The organism is Paenibacillus sp. F4, from assembly GCF_002894905.1.
GTDB classification, from domain to species: Bacteria; Bacillota; Bacilli; order Paenibacillales; family Paenibacillaceae; genus Paenibacillus; species Paenibacillus polymyxa_B.
Window position 1 is genome coordinate 63,796 of the sequence record NZ_POVS01000004.1, and the last position, 14,528, is coordinate 78,323.

The following is a 14,528-nucleotide window of genomic DNA, read 5'->3' on the forward strand; positions in this document are numbered from 1 at the left end:
AGCCAGAGGTCAATATTTTCCCCCCTAATGGTTCACGATCCTACGTGTTCTCCAGAGCGCTTATTCGACATAATGAACATGTGAATCGCATATCCGTACGGCCCAAGCATCATGCTGCTGAAAGAAAGCCGTAAGGGAGCGTTCCAGACACCAACAGACAACAAAAGGGGGGGATCGGATTGAATCGCGCCAAGTCGTCGCAATGGCTCCAGCAATGCATTTTTGTAGGGCCGTCGACGTTATTTTTCGTTATCATTATTGTAATCCCTTTTATGCTCGGAATGTACTATTCTTTTACAGAGTGGAATGGGGTAGCCAATGAGGCAAAGTGGGTCGGGCTGGATAATTTCAGTCACATTTTATGGAATGATGACAAATTTGGGACAGCGTTCTGGTTTACGGTCCGTTTTACGGTGGTAGGAGTGGTGGCTGCGAATATTTTTGGCTTTCTGCTGGCATATTTTCTAACCAAACCGCTGAAAACAAAAAATGTACTAAGGACCATCTTTTTTATGCCTAATGTGATCGGAGGTCTGTTGCTGGGCTTTATCTGGCAGTTTATTTTCGTCAAGGGATTTGCAGCAATCGGAGAGAGCACGAACTTGTCCTTCTTCAACCTGTCCTGGTTGGGAGATGAGATCACGGCCTTCTGGGGCATTGTAATCGTGTTTATCTGGCAAACTGCCGGGTATTTGATGGTTATTTATATCTCTTCCCTGACCAATGTGCCCCGCGATATGCTGGAAGCAGCCGAAATTGACGGAGCAAGCCGGATGCAAATTTTGCGGTCGATTATACTTCCTTTGATCATGCCTGCCGTTACAGTATGTCTTTTCCTGGCGATATCATGGTCATTCAAAATGTTCGATCTCAATTTGTCACTGACCAAAGGCGGTCCCTTCGGGTCCACAGAGTCGGTTGCACTCAATATTTACAATGAAGCGTTTGTGAATAATCGTTATGGGCTGGGAACAGCTAAAGCACTCATTTTCTTTATCATTGTTGCTCTGGTTACGAGCCTTCAGGTACGACTGACGAAAAGTCGGGAGGTGGAAGCGTAAATGGAAACAAGCAAACGCTACCGCTTTGGAACATGGGCGACCGAGATGGTGATGATCCTCGTCGCATTGTTATTCCTCGTCCCGTTTTACTTTTTATTCGTGAATTCGGTCAAAAGCTTTGGTGACCTGCTCACTGATTCCGCGGCCTGGCCACAAACCTTTGTATGGAGCAACTACGCTAGAGCGTGGAGCATCACGCGTTTTCCCGAAGCTTTATGGAATTCATTTGTAGTTACGGTAGTTAGTAATCTACTGCTCGTACTGATCAGCTCAATGGCTGCTTACCGAATGGTCCGGCGTCCGACGCGTTATAATCGAGTGTTGTTCAGCCTGTTCGTAGCTGCTATGGTCATTCCTTTTCAATCGGTGATGATTCCTTTGGTCAAGGTTGTAAGTACACTGGATTTAATGAACAGTATAAGTGGTCTGGTAATCTGTTATCTGGGATTCGGAGCCCCTATGTCAATCTTCCTCTTTCATGGATTCGTCAAAGGTGTGCCAGTCGAGGTGGAAGAAGCAGCTACGGTGGACGGCTGTACGCCTTACGGAGTGTTTTTCCGAATTGTGTATCCGTTGATGCTGCCGATGATGGTAACTGTTATTATTTTAAATACGCTCTGGATTTGGAATGATTATCTCCTGCCTTCTCTGGTACTGCAAAAGGCTGAACTACGCACGATTCCGATTGCGACCTATGCCTTTTTTGGACAATACACGAAGCAGTGGGATTTGGCTTTGCCTGCTCTGGTGCTGGGCATCTTGCCAGTCATTGTATTCTTTCTGGCCATGCAAAAATATATTATACAAGGTATTATGGCTGGTTCGGTCAAAGGTTGAGTGTGGCGATGAGCTGAAAATGTACACGGTGTGCCACTCCGCAAACGGATGGTGCTTACCATCGCTGTTGCCTCCAGATTCCCCTGAATAAACGAATAAAGGTGGGAATCTAGAGACAAAGGCGAGCGCTATCGCTTGTTCAGCAACATTCCGTTTGCTCCGTTTCCACATGAATTTTTCGAGTTCATCTGATATGAATTTAGAATAGAAAGGAACATAAAAATGAAAACGCATACTTTTAAAAAGAAAGCTCAAGCACTAATCTTGCTTCTCTCGGCCTTTGCTCTGGTTTTGGCAGGTTGTAACAGCAGTGGCGGACAAAACGCAGGCAAAGAGGAAGTGAAGGAAAAAACAATTCACATTTTTCAGTTTAAGGTAGAGATTGCAGAAGCGCTGAATCGCATGAAAGCGGAATACGAAGCATCTCATCCGGGCATCAAGCTCGATATTCAAACCGTGGGCGGGGGCAGTGACTATGGTGCGGCGTTAAAGGCGAAGTTCGCCTCCGGGGAGCAGCCGGATATTTTTAACGTAGGAGGTTACCGCGAGCTGGATACGTGGCTGGAATATTTGGAGGACCTGTCTGACCAGCCTTGGGTTGGCGATGTGGTCGATGTCGCCAAAGAACCGATGACCAAAGACGGCAAGCTGTATGGCCAGCCGATGAATCTGGAGGGGTACGGCTTTATTTATAACAAGGATTTGTTCAAGAAGGCGGGGATTACGGAGACCCCTAAAACATTGTCCGAACTGGAGGGAGCTGCGCAAAAGCTCCAAGCCGCAGGGATTACTCCATTTTCTAATGGATATCAGGAGTTTTGGGTGCTGGGCAATCATTTGCTGAACGTGGCATTTGCCAATCAGCCGGACCCTTCGGCCTTCGTCAAAGGACTAAATGATGGAACAGCAAAGATTCCGGGCAACGCTGTATTCGCCGAGTGGGTTAAGCTGTTCGATCTGACACTGAAGTATGGCAATTCGAAGCCGCTCACGACCGATTACAACACGCAGGTAACGAACTTCGCCACTGGAAAGGCTGCCATGATGCAGCAAGGGAACTGGACTCAGGTCCAAATTGACGGAATTAATCCGAAGCTGAATCTGGGTATTTTGCCTATGCCGATTGGTGAAGACGCAACAGCCGGAGATAAGCTGTTTGTAGGTGTCGCTAACAACTGGGTGGTTAATAAAAATTCGACTGTCAAACCCGAGGCGAAGGAGTTCTTAAACTGGATGGTGACATCCGAGCAGGGTAAAAAGTATATCACCAAGGAATTCAAGTTTATTCCAGCGTTCAAGAGTATCGAAGGGGCAGAGGCTGATATGGGCCAACTGGGTGCGGAAGTGGTGAAATACAGTAAGGAAAACAAACTGTTGGGCTGGTTCTTTAGCCGCTATCCTGAAGGAGCACAGCAAGAATTCGGAAGTCAGATGCAAGCCTATGTGGCAGGTAAATCGGATGCCGGGAAGCTATTCGAGGATTTCCAGAGAACATGGGATAATTTGAAGACCAAATAATGAACAAAAGCACGCGATAAAGCCTTCATATTTCTGGGAGATTGCATGATCCTGAAATATGAAGGCTTTTCTGTAAACAAAATTATAAATGGTAATGGAGCAGAGCGATATCCCCGCGGCGTTCTATTTCTTTGAGCTTAAACGTACTTGGTAGCGTTCCTTCTGGAAATAACGGTATTCCTTGTCCAAGCACCTTGGGAATGATCGCAATGATAGCTTTCTCCAGCAGTCCAGCTTGTAAGAAGGCCTGGACTAACTGGCCTCCACCGACTAGCCATACCGCACCTTCCGATTGTTCTTGTAGACGTGGAACCAGTTCAGTCAGAGCTTCGTCCGTAAATGTAACATGTGGCGCTTGCTGTTGCTCCGTTAATGCTCGTGTGAGCACATAGCATGGCTTGCCAGCATAAGGGAAATCATCTGAGAGCTTCAATACTTCCTCATACGTCAGCCTGCCCATCAGCACTGTATCTACGGTGTCGTAAAAGTCGGCATATCCATTGTCCCCGCCATCCCCTTTAACATCATACAGCCAGTCCACCGAACCGTCCGGCAAAGCGATATACCCGTCGAGACTCATGGCAATATACAGCACAACTGCGTTTGATTTCAAATCCTCCATAGTTCATTCACTCCTTTCTATTTCCTAATGTTACAATGTATTTATGACATAGTATGTCGTAGTTAAACGGTCATTTTAAATTAATTTTTGATTCGAGGGGTACCTTATGAACGAACGCAGAATTGCTCTTATGAGGATACTGGATTCCCAAAAAAAATATACAGCGCGTGAGCTGGCTGAACGTTTTGGTGTCTCCGTCAGGACGATACAAAGAGATCTCGACTATTTACAGCAGACCGGGTTACCTCTTTATACCGAAATGGGTCCTCATGGCGGGTATCGGGCACTCCCCAATCGGCTTCTTCCTCCCCTTCATCTTGCTCGCGACGAGGCTCTGGGTCTTTTCCTCATGCTGCAACTGTTGGAGAACATTCCAGATATCCCTTTTGGCTCGGTTCGTGGACATTTATCCGAGTACTATTATGCCGAACTTCCACAGGATGTGCAGGACAGCATCGATCAATTAAAGGAGTACATTTCTTTTCGTATGCTACCCACTCACGCAGAGTCACCCTACACCTCAATCATTTTGGAGGCTGCGTTGAATAAGCGCCGGGTGAACATGCATTACCGCTCTGTTTCCGGTGAAAAGTGGACTGAAGTATATCCGATTGGACTGTATTTTGATCACGGATATTGGTACATGCCAGCGCATAGCAGAGACCGCATCATTCTGTACCGTTCAGATCGGGTGATTACAATTACGATGCTGGACGAAACCTTGGACAGCCTTCCCACACTTCAGGAATGGTTGGCTTCGGAGGATTCCCGTATAGGAATTCCGTCCAAGATAAAATTTACCGCATTGGGTGCCAGGCTGGCCGGATCAGATGCCCTCTTCCAAAATGTTTCCCATCAGGAAGGGAAGGGTCAGGAATGGCAGGGATATATTCCGGTCGAAGAGTTTAGATATGTGTCCCGACTTTTGCTAAAATACGGGCCAGAGGCCGAGGTCATATATCCGAAAGAACTGCGGATGAGGGTCAAGGAATTGCTGCAAGACAGCCTGAACCCTTATCGGAAGGATGCAAAAGCAGATGATGAAGAAAAAGACAATTAATCCTGTAAATTGATTCTCTTATTTATAGTTAACTACATGAATATTTAAGGTTATTAACTTATGACTTTCCATTTATTTTTGTGATAAAGTTTTGAAAAGAGCCCGTTTTCGTATATGATGAAGAGTAATAATTCAAAAGGCTGGACGGGAGACAGATATGAATCAACCGCTTTATGGAATATGGCTCGGAGATGTGTTTTTTTGCTTTTCTGGTGAGACGTCGGAACCACGTATCGATGCGTGGAGCAGTGTAATCCGCAGGCTGACGCTAAAGGGAGACCTTCGGCCGTTTCGGCAGGCTGCGTTGCGTCTTGCCGAGGTACGGATACCGAACACTGCTCGTGTGGAAACCGCGGGCAGAGGTGGCAAAAGACGTTCCATGCTGGGGCGTACATTGGAGGGTTTGGCGCTGGAACCGCGCGAGACGATGGCGCTGCTGACCCGCATGGACGAGAAGGGCTGTGCGGCATCGGGCATTACGCTGGGCGAGGAAATGCAATATTGGCAAAAAGCCGCTTATTTCGCGCTAGAGCTGATGCAACGGGGCGAAATTGCGCCATCGCTTACAGAGGCGCGTCCATCGGGACCGCGTCGTCGTGGTCCGGAAGCGGCTGTCGGGGTGTGGATTCCTCGACTGTGTCAAGAGGAGGACATACGCCGCTTTCATGAGCTGGCTGCTGCGATGCCAGCTGTTTGTATGGCGGCTCCGGCCGTGTTCGCGGGTAAGGAGCCTGAAACACGCGAGGATGCAGCCGGAATCGTGCTGTACTCCTTCTTGTGTGCGGTCATCCATGCGGAAACGACCGCGGTGCTGGCAGCATCAGACCGTGAGCTGGGCCGATATCGCGCAGAGTATCGGCGCGGAGGATCGCCGCTGGCAGAGCTATGGTGGAACAGTCTGCTGACAGGTTCCCGGCCGGTGGCGATTCAGGGAACGCCCGCGGAGATGGAGGAGCTGGTCATTCAAGCGTCCTCTCTTGAGGGAAGCGCAATGCCTGTCACGGAACGGGAAGACAAGGAGCCGATAGAAGGGCAACTGCGGTTGTGCCTTCGTTTGGAGCCTTCCCTGGAAGAGAGTGTCAAGGATTGGCACATTACCTTTTGGGCAGAAAGCGATGCTGAGCCGGGGTTGAGACTGCCTGCTCTGGCACTGTGGGCGCATCCTGAACGTGATCTGGTTCGCGGCGGAATTGTATATCGTCAAGTGCAGGCGCAACTGCTAATGAGGCTCGGACAGGCGGCTGAAGCGGCACCTATATTGCAAGAAGCGTTGAACCGTCCTTATCCTGAGGGGCTGACACTGGAGCCAGAGTTGTTCTTCCGCTTCCTGACGGAAGCCGTTCCCGCATTACAAAAGAACGGTATCACCGTGCAAATGCCTTCACGCTGGAGCCGGGAGGGCCGAAGACGTGCAGGCTTGCGGCTCAAAATGCGTTCGACAGAGCAGGGTGCCAAGCCAGATGGTGTGATTGCCGATACATCGTCTGTCGGCATTAACCGCATGATTTCGTTTGATGCCGAGGCTGTGCTGGGTGATACGACTTTGACGATGGAGGAACTGGAAAGCATCGTCGCAGCCAATTTGCCGTATGTGCGTCTAGGAGGGGAATGGATCGAGGTCGATCCCAAGGAAATCCGTCAGGTGCTGCGCTTTATCAAGCGCGGGGAAAACGGTGAGATGAGCTTGTCCGAATGGATGCATCTGGCTGCAGAAAATGAAAGTGCAGGCGAGGCCTCATGGAAAGGCTTGTCCATCTTTGGCGCGGAATCGGCCGGATTGCTTGCGTCTTTGGCTGAGGGCGGCGTACTCCGTTCGGTAGAGCCGCGGCCTGTGCCGGAGACACTGCACGGCGCATTACGGCCCTATCAAGAGCGCGGCTTTCAATGGCTGGCTGCGATGCGCGGATTGGGCTTTGGCGTCTGCCTTGCGGACGACATGGGGCTTGGTAAAACGATTCAGGTTATCACCTGCCTGCTCGACGGTGGCATCGGCGCAGATGATCAACGTCCGGCGTTGATCATCTGTCCGACGTCCTTGCTCGGCAACTGGCAGCGCGAGTTGAAGCGCTTTTCACCGGATTTGTCACTGTATATTCACCATGGCAACCAGCGACTCCACGGCGAGCTGTTTCAGGAAAGTGTACGTGAGTATGATATCGTCCTCACTACCTATCATTTGGCGGGCCGGGACGGCAGCGATTTATCTGCGGTATACTGGTCCTCTATCGTGTTGGATGAGGCGCAATATATAAAAAATGCACGAACAAAGCAAGCACAAAGCGTCATGAAGCTGTCTGCTCCACACCGGATTGCCATGACAGGTACCCCGGTAGAAAATCGCCTGAGCGAGCTGTGGTCTATTTTTCAATTCCTGAATCCAGGTTACCTCGGTACGGCGTCTTCGTTCCGCCAGCGTTACAGTCTGGCGGGAGAAGAGCGGGGGTCCGCGTTGCGTGAGCTTCATCGCCTCGTCTCCCCGTTCATGCTGCGTCGACTCAAAAGCGACCCAGATATCCGCAAGGATTTGCCAGAGAAGCTGGAGTTGAAATCCTACTGTGTACTGACACCAGAACAGGCCGGATTGTATCGGGGCGTGGTGGATCAATTATTGGGAACACTGGATGGGCAGATCGGTATGGCTCGCAAAGGGCTTGTTCTGTCTTCACTGACCAAGTTGAAGCAGATTTGTGACCACCCGGGTCTGATCATTCCGGGTCGGGCTGATAGTGGTAAAACGGAAAATTCGGGCAAAATGGAGCGACTGCTGGAATTGGTAGAGACGATTCGCGAGAACGGCGAATCGGCGCTGATATTCACCCAATATGTGTCGATGGGAGAATTGCTGGTCTCACGGTTGGCCAAAATCTTCGGGGAAGAGCCGTATTTTCTGCATGGAGGACTGGCGAAAACCAGACGGGATGAAATTGTTCACAACTTCCAGCAGGGGGGAGGCCCGAATATATTCGTACTTTCCCTGCGTGCAGGTGGCGTGGGTCTGAACCTGACACGTGCCAGCCATGTCATTCACTATGACCGCTGGTGGAATCCAGCAGTGGAAAATCAGGCGACGGACCGTGTATTCCGTATTGGTCAAAGCCGCAATGTACAAGTGCACAAGCTGATTTGCCAAGGTACACTGGAGGAGCGGATTGACGAGCTGATCGAGAGCAAAAAGGCACTTTCCGAGCAGGTTGTCGGCTCCGGTGAACATTGGCTCACCGAAATGTCTGATGATGAATTGCGCGGTCTGATTGCGTTGCAAAATGATGTATGGATTGAGTGAGCAGAGAAAGGATGAAGGCGATGACGAGGCCGCGAGTGAAGCTGAAAGTAACTGACGGTCAATGGATAGCGGAATTAGACGGACATGGGCTGGAAGGCGAATCAACGGGTGTATCTTCCACACATACTGTCCAATGGACTGGCCCAGCGCCTGTACTGAACCCCGAACAGCGAAAGGCATGGCTGGAGCAGCTAAAAGCAGATCCTTTGGACATCTACCGTTTTTTGCAAGGGGAAACCTGTCTATCGCTGGATGAGATCGTTCAGCTAGCAGCTGAGACAGCCACTTCCAGCATGGAGGATGGCGTGGGTGTAGTCGACGATGTGAAGAAAGCCCTTCAAACCGGTCTGGAAAGCGAGCCGCAGACCTGTCTAGAACTGATCGGAATGACACGGGAAGAGCTGCTGGAGTACGTATTCAGTGCTTGGGCCGGAGAGTTATCCCATGTGCAGGGGACATCCCCCGCGCTTGAGTCTACCTCGCGGCCAGAGGGCGGACGTAGCGGATCGGCAGCGATTAGCGAATGGATTGCAGAGTCTGCGGCGGAAGGAGCATTGCATCGTCCCGGTGCGGGCTTTCATGCGATTGAGATTCGTCTGCCGCAGAAGCTTGCTTCTAAGAAGGAAGCGGATATTACAGCTTTGCTGCCGGGTTTACCCCGTGCGGAAGAGGCGTTGAAACTCATACGTGAACGAGTAGCCGAGCGGGCCCGAGCTGTAATCCCACAAAAACGTCATACTCCGTAACAATTCGAGTATATACTTCCTTTTTCGAGTCTATTCGCCTTCATCGAACGGGATAACGGCTTCGAAGAGTGCCAAAAGTTCAGTTACAATGGGGAAACGGAAAAGTCACAGCAAGTCATGCATCAAATGCATTATTGGAGGAGATACCAGCATGAAACGACATATACAACAGACGCGAGCATCTAAGCGCTGGACCAAAGCGCTCATTCCGGGGCTGATCCTGCCAGGGCTATTACTGGCAGCCTGCCAGCAGGGAGGATCAGGTGGACAGGAAAGCGAGCCGTTGAAGTCATCTACAGCGGTGCAGGAGAATGTACAGCCTTCCGCCCAGCCGGATGCGGGCAATGGCAGCACTAGCGCTGGACAAGCCTCTGCGGGTACAGAAAGTGGACAGGCCGACCCTGTGATGGCGTTGCGAAGCCAGAGTGCACTGCAAGCCACGGTTAAGGAAGAGGATGGAACCGCGATCGTCACCAATGCGACTTCTGATACAGTCGTTGTGAACAAAAAGCGCAGCTTGCCTGTAGGCTATGTCCCCGATGACCTGGTGGAGCCGCAGGTGCCTTTTTCCTTCGAGGGACCGCATGAAAAGCGGCATTTGCGTAAGGAGGCGGCAGAGGCACTGGAGAAGCTGTTCGACGGTGCGGAAAAAGACGGCATTGAGCTGCGTGCGGTATCGGGATACCGTTCCTATAAGCGTCAGGTATCTATTTTCAACAACAATGTAAAGACAAAGGGGCAGGAATATGCCTCTAAAGTTAGCGCTGTACCGGGTACGAGTGAGCATCAGACAGGTTTGTCCATTGATGTATCCAGCCCAAGCGTAGGTAATGCGCTGGAGCAATCCTTCGGAGCTTCCAAGGAAGGCGAATGGTTGGATAAACATGCACCGGAATACGGATTTATTATTCGTTATATGAAGGGTAAGGAAGATGTGACCGGCTATGTGTACGAGCCTTGGCATATCCGTTATGTGGGAATAGACATTGCGGAGGATGTAGCCAAGCAGGGGATGACGCTGGAGGAATATTTCGACGAGAACAATATCAAGCTGTAGCAGTGAAAACCAAGCCGTAATCCTAGAGATTGCGGCTTTTTGTCGTGTTTTTCTTCCAAATTGAACCTTTTCAAGGTAGAATCTCGTATAGTGAACGACGACAGAAGCGCTTTGATTTGTTGCAAACCTCATGGCAGAAGCGTACAGGAAGGGAAGGGAATCATCATTTATTATTCATTGACGTATCGCGAATGGTCGGAAGACACTCAAAAGGAACTGCGCAGCCTGACACGGGAATCCGTATCGGGAGATGAGCTGTTTCTACGCAAGCTTGTAGACGCTACGCGTCTCCATGACAAACTATGGTCGCATATATCGAATGAAAGTGAGGAACATACGGATCATTCCGTCTATGTGACTGAATTTACAGGGGAACGGGCAAAGCCTTACGGTGCGTCCATCACAGACCTCGTGCTTGCCAGTGAGGGAGGTTACACTTCCACATACAGTGCAATGTATTGGATATGGCATGAACCTGCATTCCGTAGTATGGATCAACGGGAAGGCTCGGTATTTACTTTGGAGCTAGCCCAACGGCTATTAGATCACTATACAGTACTGGGTGGCAAAACCTATGAATTTATATATTCGGTACTGGACCCTCAGCTGAAAAAGGTACATCTGTTTGTGAAGGAGGTCGATCTGTGATGGAGCATTCTTGGGAAAAAATGAAATCCAAACCAGGCTCTCGTACACGGATGGCGGCCTTTGCTCTGATGTTGGCTGTCCCGGCTGCTCTGACGGGTTGCGGTGACGACGAGTATTATGACTGCGATGAGCTTCCTGTATCGGAGCAAACGGCGTGTCGGGATTCAGGCAGCAGCGGGTATTACTATGGCGGATCGACTTATTATAGTGGGGGCTCCTCATACCATAGCAGTCGTTCATCTTCCAGCTCATACCGCAAAAGTTCATCCTCATCTTCCAGCTCACACAGCGGTTTTGGCAGTAGCGGCTCACGCAGCGGCTTTTTCTCTGGGGGTTAAAATGAGCATGCGTACGATTAGGCAATTGCCTTATGAACATGATGAGCTTTTTAAGGGTGAAATCAGCCGTATCATCCCGTATCACCGCATGTATGGCAAGTCTTATTGCGTGCCGGCCTTAACGGTATATCGGGAAAGCGAGCTGGCAGAGCTTCAGGCTGCTTCTGAGGCGGTACATCGTATTTATCGCAAGGTTCAGCAATTCGTTCAGCGCTATATGCCGGATGAATACCTGGTGGAACGGTTGGGGATTCATCCGGGCTTGCTGCGTGCTGCACGAATGGAGGCCGAGCCGGATGGGATAACCCGCCAGGACTGGATTGTGGGGGAAACGGGTATCAAGTGCATTGAGAATAACACCGATACCCCAACCGGGATTCCCGAGGTGGCTTATCTCGAAGGAAAGCTGCTGGAGGTGCTGAGTAGGAATGGAATGTCGGAGGATGACAATGCACTACACGGACCCTCATCTGGAATGGACGAGGCGATTCAGTCTGCCTTGACCGAGCTCATTCATTTTTATAGCCGCAAGGGATTAGGGACAAAGGTGTATTTTGCTTGCTATGACTGGCACATCGAGGATCAGACGAACACCAAATATATCATGCGTTTATGTGAACAAGCCGGGTTTGAAGTCGTTTATGCGCCTTTGGAAGAATTGGAGATTATCCCGAATGAAGGATTGTATCACCGGGGAGAGGAGATCCACATTCTCTATCGCCTGTATCCGCTGGAGTATCTAATTGATGACCGGGAGGAGAATACGGGGCTTGAGGTGGGGCAGGTGCTAATGGATATGGTGGCAGACGGGAAAATAGGATTAATCAACCCGCCGCAGCATATCATTACCCAGAGCAAAGGGTTCACCGCAACCGTGTGGTCGCTATATGAGCGCAATGAGCAGACACCAGAGTTCTGCGGTTTTCGCTTGTTTGACGATCGCGAGCTGGAGGTGATACGAACCTACCTGCTGCCTACGTATTTTGAACCCTCGGTGTTTATGCAAAATAAAGAGCCTTATGTGGCCAAAGGTATATGGGGTCGGGAGGGTAAAGGGACGCACTTGATTGAACATCCTCAATCCGAAGAGATGTTGAAAGGTGCTTTGGGAGAGGTTGAACCTGCGGAGACTGACAACCCTGATCTGCTTCACCAAGCTGACGCTCCACGAACGCCTGAGCAGGAGGAAGCCGCACTTATTGCCGCTTATTACGAGGGACAGCCTAAGATTTATCAGCGGCTGTGGCCGATGCAGAGCGCAGAGGTACAGACCGAGGAAGGGCTATTTCACGGCTATGTGCTGACAGGCATATTCGTGATCGGGGGGCGTTTTGCGGGTGTCCTGCCGCGAATCGGTGAAAAGGTAACAGGTGATATGGCCTATTATTGCGCCGCCGCCGTTGCCACCGTACCTCCTAATCCGCCTGTTATATAAGCTGAATTAAAAAATGTACAACATTCGAACATATCTGTTATTTTCACAAGTGAGGATTTTGCAAAATCCTGAAGTATCATAAGGAGGAAGAAAATTGGACTCTCATATCAGTTTGGGCAACGCATTGGGCAATGTGGGTATCGGCCTGCTTATCCTGTTTGCCATCTTAATCGTAGGTTATTTTGTGTTCAGCTTGCTGACACGTTATAACGATAATCAAGAAATCGCACGCGGCAATGAGGCGGCAGGCATCTATATGGGTGCAAAGCTGCTGGGTCTGTGTATCATCGTGGGGATGGTGTCGTACAGCAGTCATTCATGGCTCGAAATGCTGACATGGTCGGCCGTAGGTATTGTAGTGCTGTGTCTGGTCTATGTGATTTTTGATCTGATAACGCCGCGTACCAAGGTGTGTGAGGAAATTGCCAAAGGCAATGTGGCTCTGGCACAGCTGCTGCGTTCGATCATCGTCGGGGTGTCTTTTGTGGTAGGTACATTTTTGATGTAGTCGATATAGAGAAGGAATACCAAGGATCTGCAAAACCGGACAACGGAGCTGCAGATCCTTTTTTTATGGAACATTGTATTCACTGCCCGGCATTAGCCTGTTGAATTGAAAGATTGCGACGATCACTTCCTGTGGGGACTATTCTACAAAGCAACGGGTGATACTGCATAGCAAAAAGGAATTTGCTACAGAGTTCAAACAAACTGAAGAGAAGGGAAGGGAAATCTGAACATATGAGTACCTCCACCTCCCCAACCAAACAAATTCGGATGGGTATCATTGGCCTGGGTCTTATCGCTGAATATCACGTGAGATCACTGCACACTATCTCGGGGGTATCTATTGTGGCCGTTAGTGATGTGAATCCCAATCGCCTTCAAGCCATCGGAGAACAATTGCAACTGCCTGAGTCCAAGCGGTACGCCCATTATGAAGCATTAATCCGTGACTCAGAGGTAGATGCGATTCTGTCGCTGACGCCCAATGATGTGCATTTTGACATTATTCGTATTGCGCTGGAAGAACACAAAGCTGTACTGGCAGAAAAACCATTGACTCTCACATGGGAAGAAGCGGATCAGTTGAAAAAGCTATATACAGCGAATCCGGTGCCTTTGCTGGTTCACTATAAGCATCGCTATGGCGCGGCCTTCCAATATACCAAGCAACTGCTGGATGAGCAAAAGCTGGGTAAAATCTATAACATTCAATTTCGTTATCTAATGGATGCATTTGCGCCGTATCGTCAGCATCCGTATACATGGCGTCACAATTTAGCCAAGGCTGGTTCTGGAGTAGTGGGGGATACAGCCTCACATATCATTGATCTGGCCCGTTTTTTGGTGGGTGAATTCAAAAGTGTCGCAGCGCTGCTACATACCATTACACCCGAGCGGCTCGATCCGATCACGGGCCTGCCTGTAAAAGTGGATGTGGAAGATCTCGCTGCCTTTCATGGCATCGTAGGCGACAATACCGTGGGAACCTTTATCACTCATAAAAATGCCATCGGCATACGGCACGATATCGAAGTCGATATCTATGGAGAACTTGGTACGCTGCACGCCAGCCTCAATAACCCGGAAAGTATCCGCATTGTGCTGCGTGACCTGGAACACCCGGGTGCCGAATACGAGAGTTGGGCTGTCCCTGCAATCTATAATCATACGGCCTATGAAGATTTTGTTGAGCTGGCAAGGGGAAAGTCTGTGGATCGTGCTCCCTTATTCGAGGACGGCTACAAAAACCAGTGGGTACTTGAGAAAATACTGCAATCCTGGAAAGAAAATGGACGTTTAGTAGAAATGTAGGAATGTGAGGGGAGTCGCTGAAATTCCAGCAATGACAAAGAGTATAAACATGCTGTGATCCGCAAGAGGGTTCCTTGGAAAGAGCAGCCATCTTGCGGTTTAGCA

General features: G+C 49.8%; 13 protein-coding genes. 12 read left to right on the plus strand and 1 reads right to left on the minus strand.

The annotated features are described in order from the left end of the window. Nucleotides 1-179: 179 nt before the first annotated feature. The 3 genes from C1T21_RS00975 (at nucleotide 180) to C1T21_RS00985 (ending at nucleotide 3,416) form a co-directional block, all read left to right on the plus strand. Nucleotides 180-1,061, plus strand: a complete 882-nt coding sequence (locus C1T21_RS00975) for a carbohydrate ABC transporter permease (protein ID WP_025721893.1) — start codon at nucleotides 180-182, stop codon at nucleotides 1,059-1,061. After that, nucleotides 1,062-1,898, plus strand: coding sequence for a carbohydrate ABC transporter permease (locus tag C1T21_RS00980; RefSeq protein ID WP_103046850.1), 837 nt, complete (start codon nucleotides 1,062-1,064; stop codon nucleotides 1,896-1,898). Between the two features lie 222 nt (nucleotides 1,899-2,120). Beyond that, nucleotides 2,121-3,416, plus strand: a complete 1,296-nt coding sequence (locus tag C1T21_RS00985) for an ABC transporter substrate-binding protein (RefSeq protein WP_103046851.1) — start codon at nucleotides 2,121-2,123, stop codon at nucleotides 3,414-3,416. Between the two features lie 82 nt (nucleotides 3,417-3,498). Here the strand turns inward: C1T21_RS00985 and C1T21_RS00990 are convergent, their stop codons facing one another. Continuing rightward, the gene (locus tag C1T21_RS00990; RefSeq protein ID WP_103046852.1) at nucleotides 3,499-4,038 is read right to left on the minus strand and encodes a dihydrofolate reductase family protein; all 540 of its coding nucleotides are present in this window, start codon (nucleotides 4,036-4,038) and stop codon (nucleotides 3,499-3,501) included. Nucleotides 4,039-4,144: 106 nt separating this feature from the next. On the opposite strand from C1T21_RS00990, the gene C1T21_RS00995 reads away from it, so the two are divergent. From C1T21_RS00995 to C1T21_RS01035, 9 genes are all read left to right on the plus strand, one after another. Further along, entirely contained in the window at nucleotides 4,145-5,098 is a 954-nt protein-coding gene (locus C1T21_RS00995) for a helix-turn-helix transcriptional regulator (RefSeq protein ID WP_103046853.1), read from the plus strand. A gap of 157 nt (nucleotides 5,099-5,255) precedes the next feature. Beyond that, complete coding sequence (locus C1T21_RS01000) at nucleotides 5,256-8,381, plus strand: DEAD/DEAH box helicase (protein WP_103046854.1); 3,126 nt, start codon at nucleotides 5,256-5,258, stop codon at nucleotides 8,379-8,381. 20 nt (nucleotides 8,382-8,401) lie between these two features. Further along, nucleotides 8,402-9,127 carry a phosphoribosylglycinamide synthetase gene (locus C1T21_RS01005; RefSeq protein ID WP_103046855.1) on the plus strand — a complete coding sequence of 242 codons (726 nt, stop codon included), beginning with the start codon at nucleotides 8,402-8,404 and terminating at the stop codon, nucleotides 9,125-9,127. Between the two features lie 151 nt (nucleotides 9,128-9,278). Beyond that, nucleotides 9,279-10,184, plus strand: a complete 906-nt coding sequence (locus C1T21_RS01010) for a M15 family metallopeptidase (protein WP_103046856.1) — start codon at nucleotides 9,279-9,281, stop codon at nucleotides 10,182-10,184. A 90-nt stretch (nucleotides 10,185-10,274) separates the two neighbouring features. After that, entirely contained in the window at nucleotides 10,275-10,832 is a 558-nt protein-coding gene (locus C1T21_RS27655; RefSeq protein ID WP_258012326.1) for a hypothetical protein, read from the plus strand. Then, entirely contained in the window at nucleotides 10,832-11,170 is a 339-nt protein-coding gene (locus C1T21_RS01020; RefSeq protein WP_023986799.1) for a hypothetical protein, read from the plus strand. Before C1T21_RS27655 ends, C1T21_RS01020 begins: the two co-directional genes overlap by 1 nt. Before the next feature lies 1 nt (nucleotide 11,171). Then, entirely contained in the window at nucleotides 11,172-12,605 is a 1,434-nt protein-coding gene (locus C1T21_RS01025) for a glutathionylspermidine synthase family protein (RefSeq protein WP_103046857.1), read from the plus strand. Nucleotides 12,606-12,699: 94 nt separating this feature from the next. After that, nucleotides 12,700-13,113 (plus strand): DUF350 domain-containing protein, encoded by a 414-nt coding sequence (locus C1T21_RS01030; protein ID WP_103046858.1) that lies wholly within the window; start codon nucleotides 12,700-12,702, stop codon nucleotides 13,111-13,113. Nucleotides 13,114-13,346: 233 nt separating this feature from the next. Then, nucleotides 13,347-14,423: a Gfo/Idh/MocA family protein gene (locus tag C1T21_RS01035; protein WP_103046859.1), complete on the plus strand. Its 1,077-nt coding sequence runs from the start codon at nucleotides 13,347-13,349 to the stop codon at nucleotides 14,421-14,423. The last annotated feature ends 105 nt before the right edge of the window (nucleotides 14,424-14,528 follow it).

Bases quoted from the DNA above. Each gene is read 5' to 3' on its own strand.
- C1T21_RS01005 (WP_103046855.1), top strand. From the start codon at position 8,402: ATGACGAGGCCGCGAGTGAAGCTGAAAGTAACTGACGGTCAATGGATA.
- C1T21_RS00985 (WP_103046851.1), top strand. From the start codon at position 2,121: ATGAAAACGCATACTTTTAAAAAGAAAGCTCAAGCACTAATCTTGCTT.
- C1T21_RS00990 (WP_103046852.1), bottom strand. From the start codon at position 4,038: ATGGAGGATTTGAAATCAAACGCAGTTGTGCTGTATATTGCCATGAGT.
- C1T21_RS00995 (WP_103046853.1), top strand. From the start codon at position 4,145: ATGAACGAACGCAGAATTGCTCTTATGAGGATACTGGATTCCCAAAAA.
- C1T21_RS01025 (WP_103046857.1), top strand. From the start codon at position 11,172: ATGAGCATGCGTACGATTAGGCAATTGCCTTATGAACATGATGAGCTT.
- C1T21_RS01010 (WP_103046856.1), top strand. From the start codon at position 9,279: ATGAAACGACATATACAACAGACGCGAGCATCTAAGCGCTGGACCAAA.
- C1T21_RS01020 (WP_023986799.1), top strand. From the start codon at position 10,832: ATGGAGCATTCTTGGGAAAAAATGAAATCCAAACCAGGCTCTCGTACA.
- C1T21_RS01000 (WP_103046854.1), top strand. From the start codon at position 5,256: ATGAATCAACCGCTTTATGGAATATGGCTCGGAGATGTGTTTTTTTGC.
- C1T21_RS01035 (WP_103046859.1), top strand. From the start codon at position 13,347: ATGAGTACCTCCACCTCCCCAACCAAACAAATTCGGATGGGTATCATT.
- C1T21_RS00980 (WP_103046850.1), top strand. From the start codon at position 1,062: ATGGAAACAAGCAAACGCTACCGCTTTGGAACATGGGCGACCGAGATG.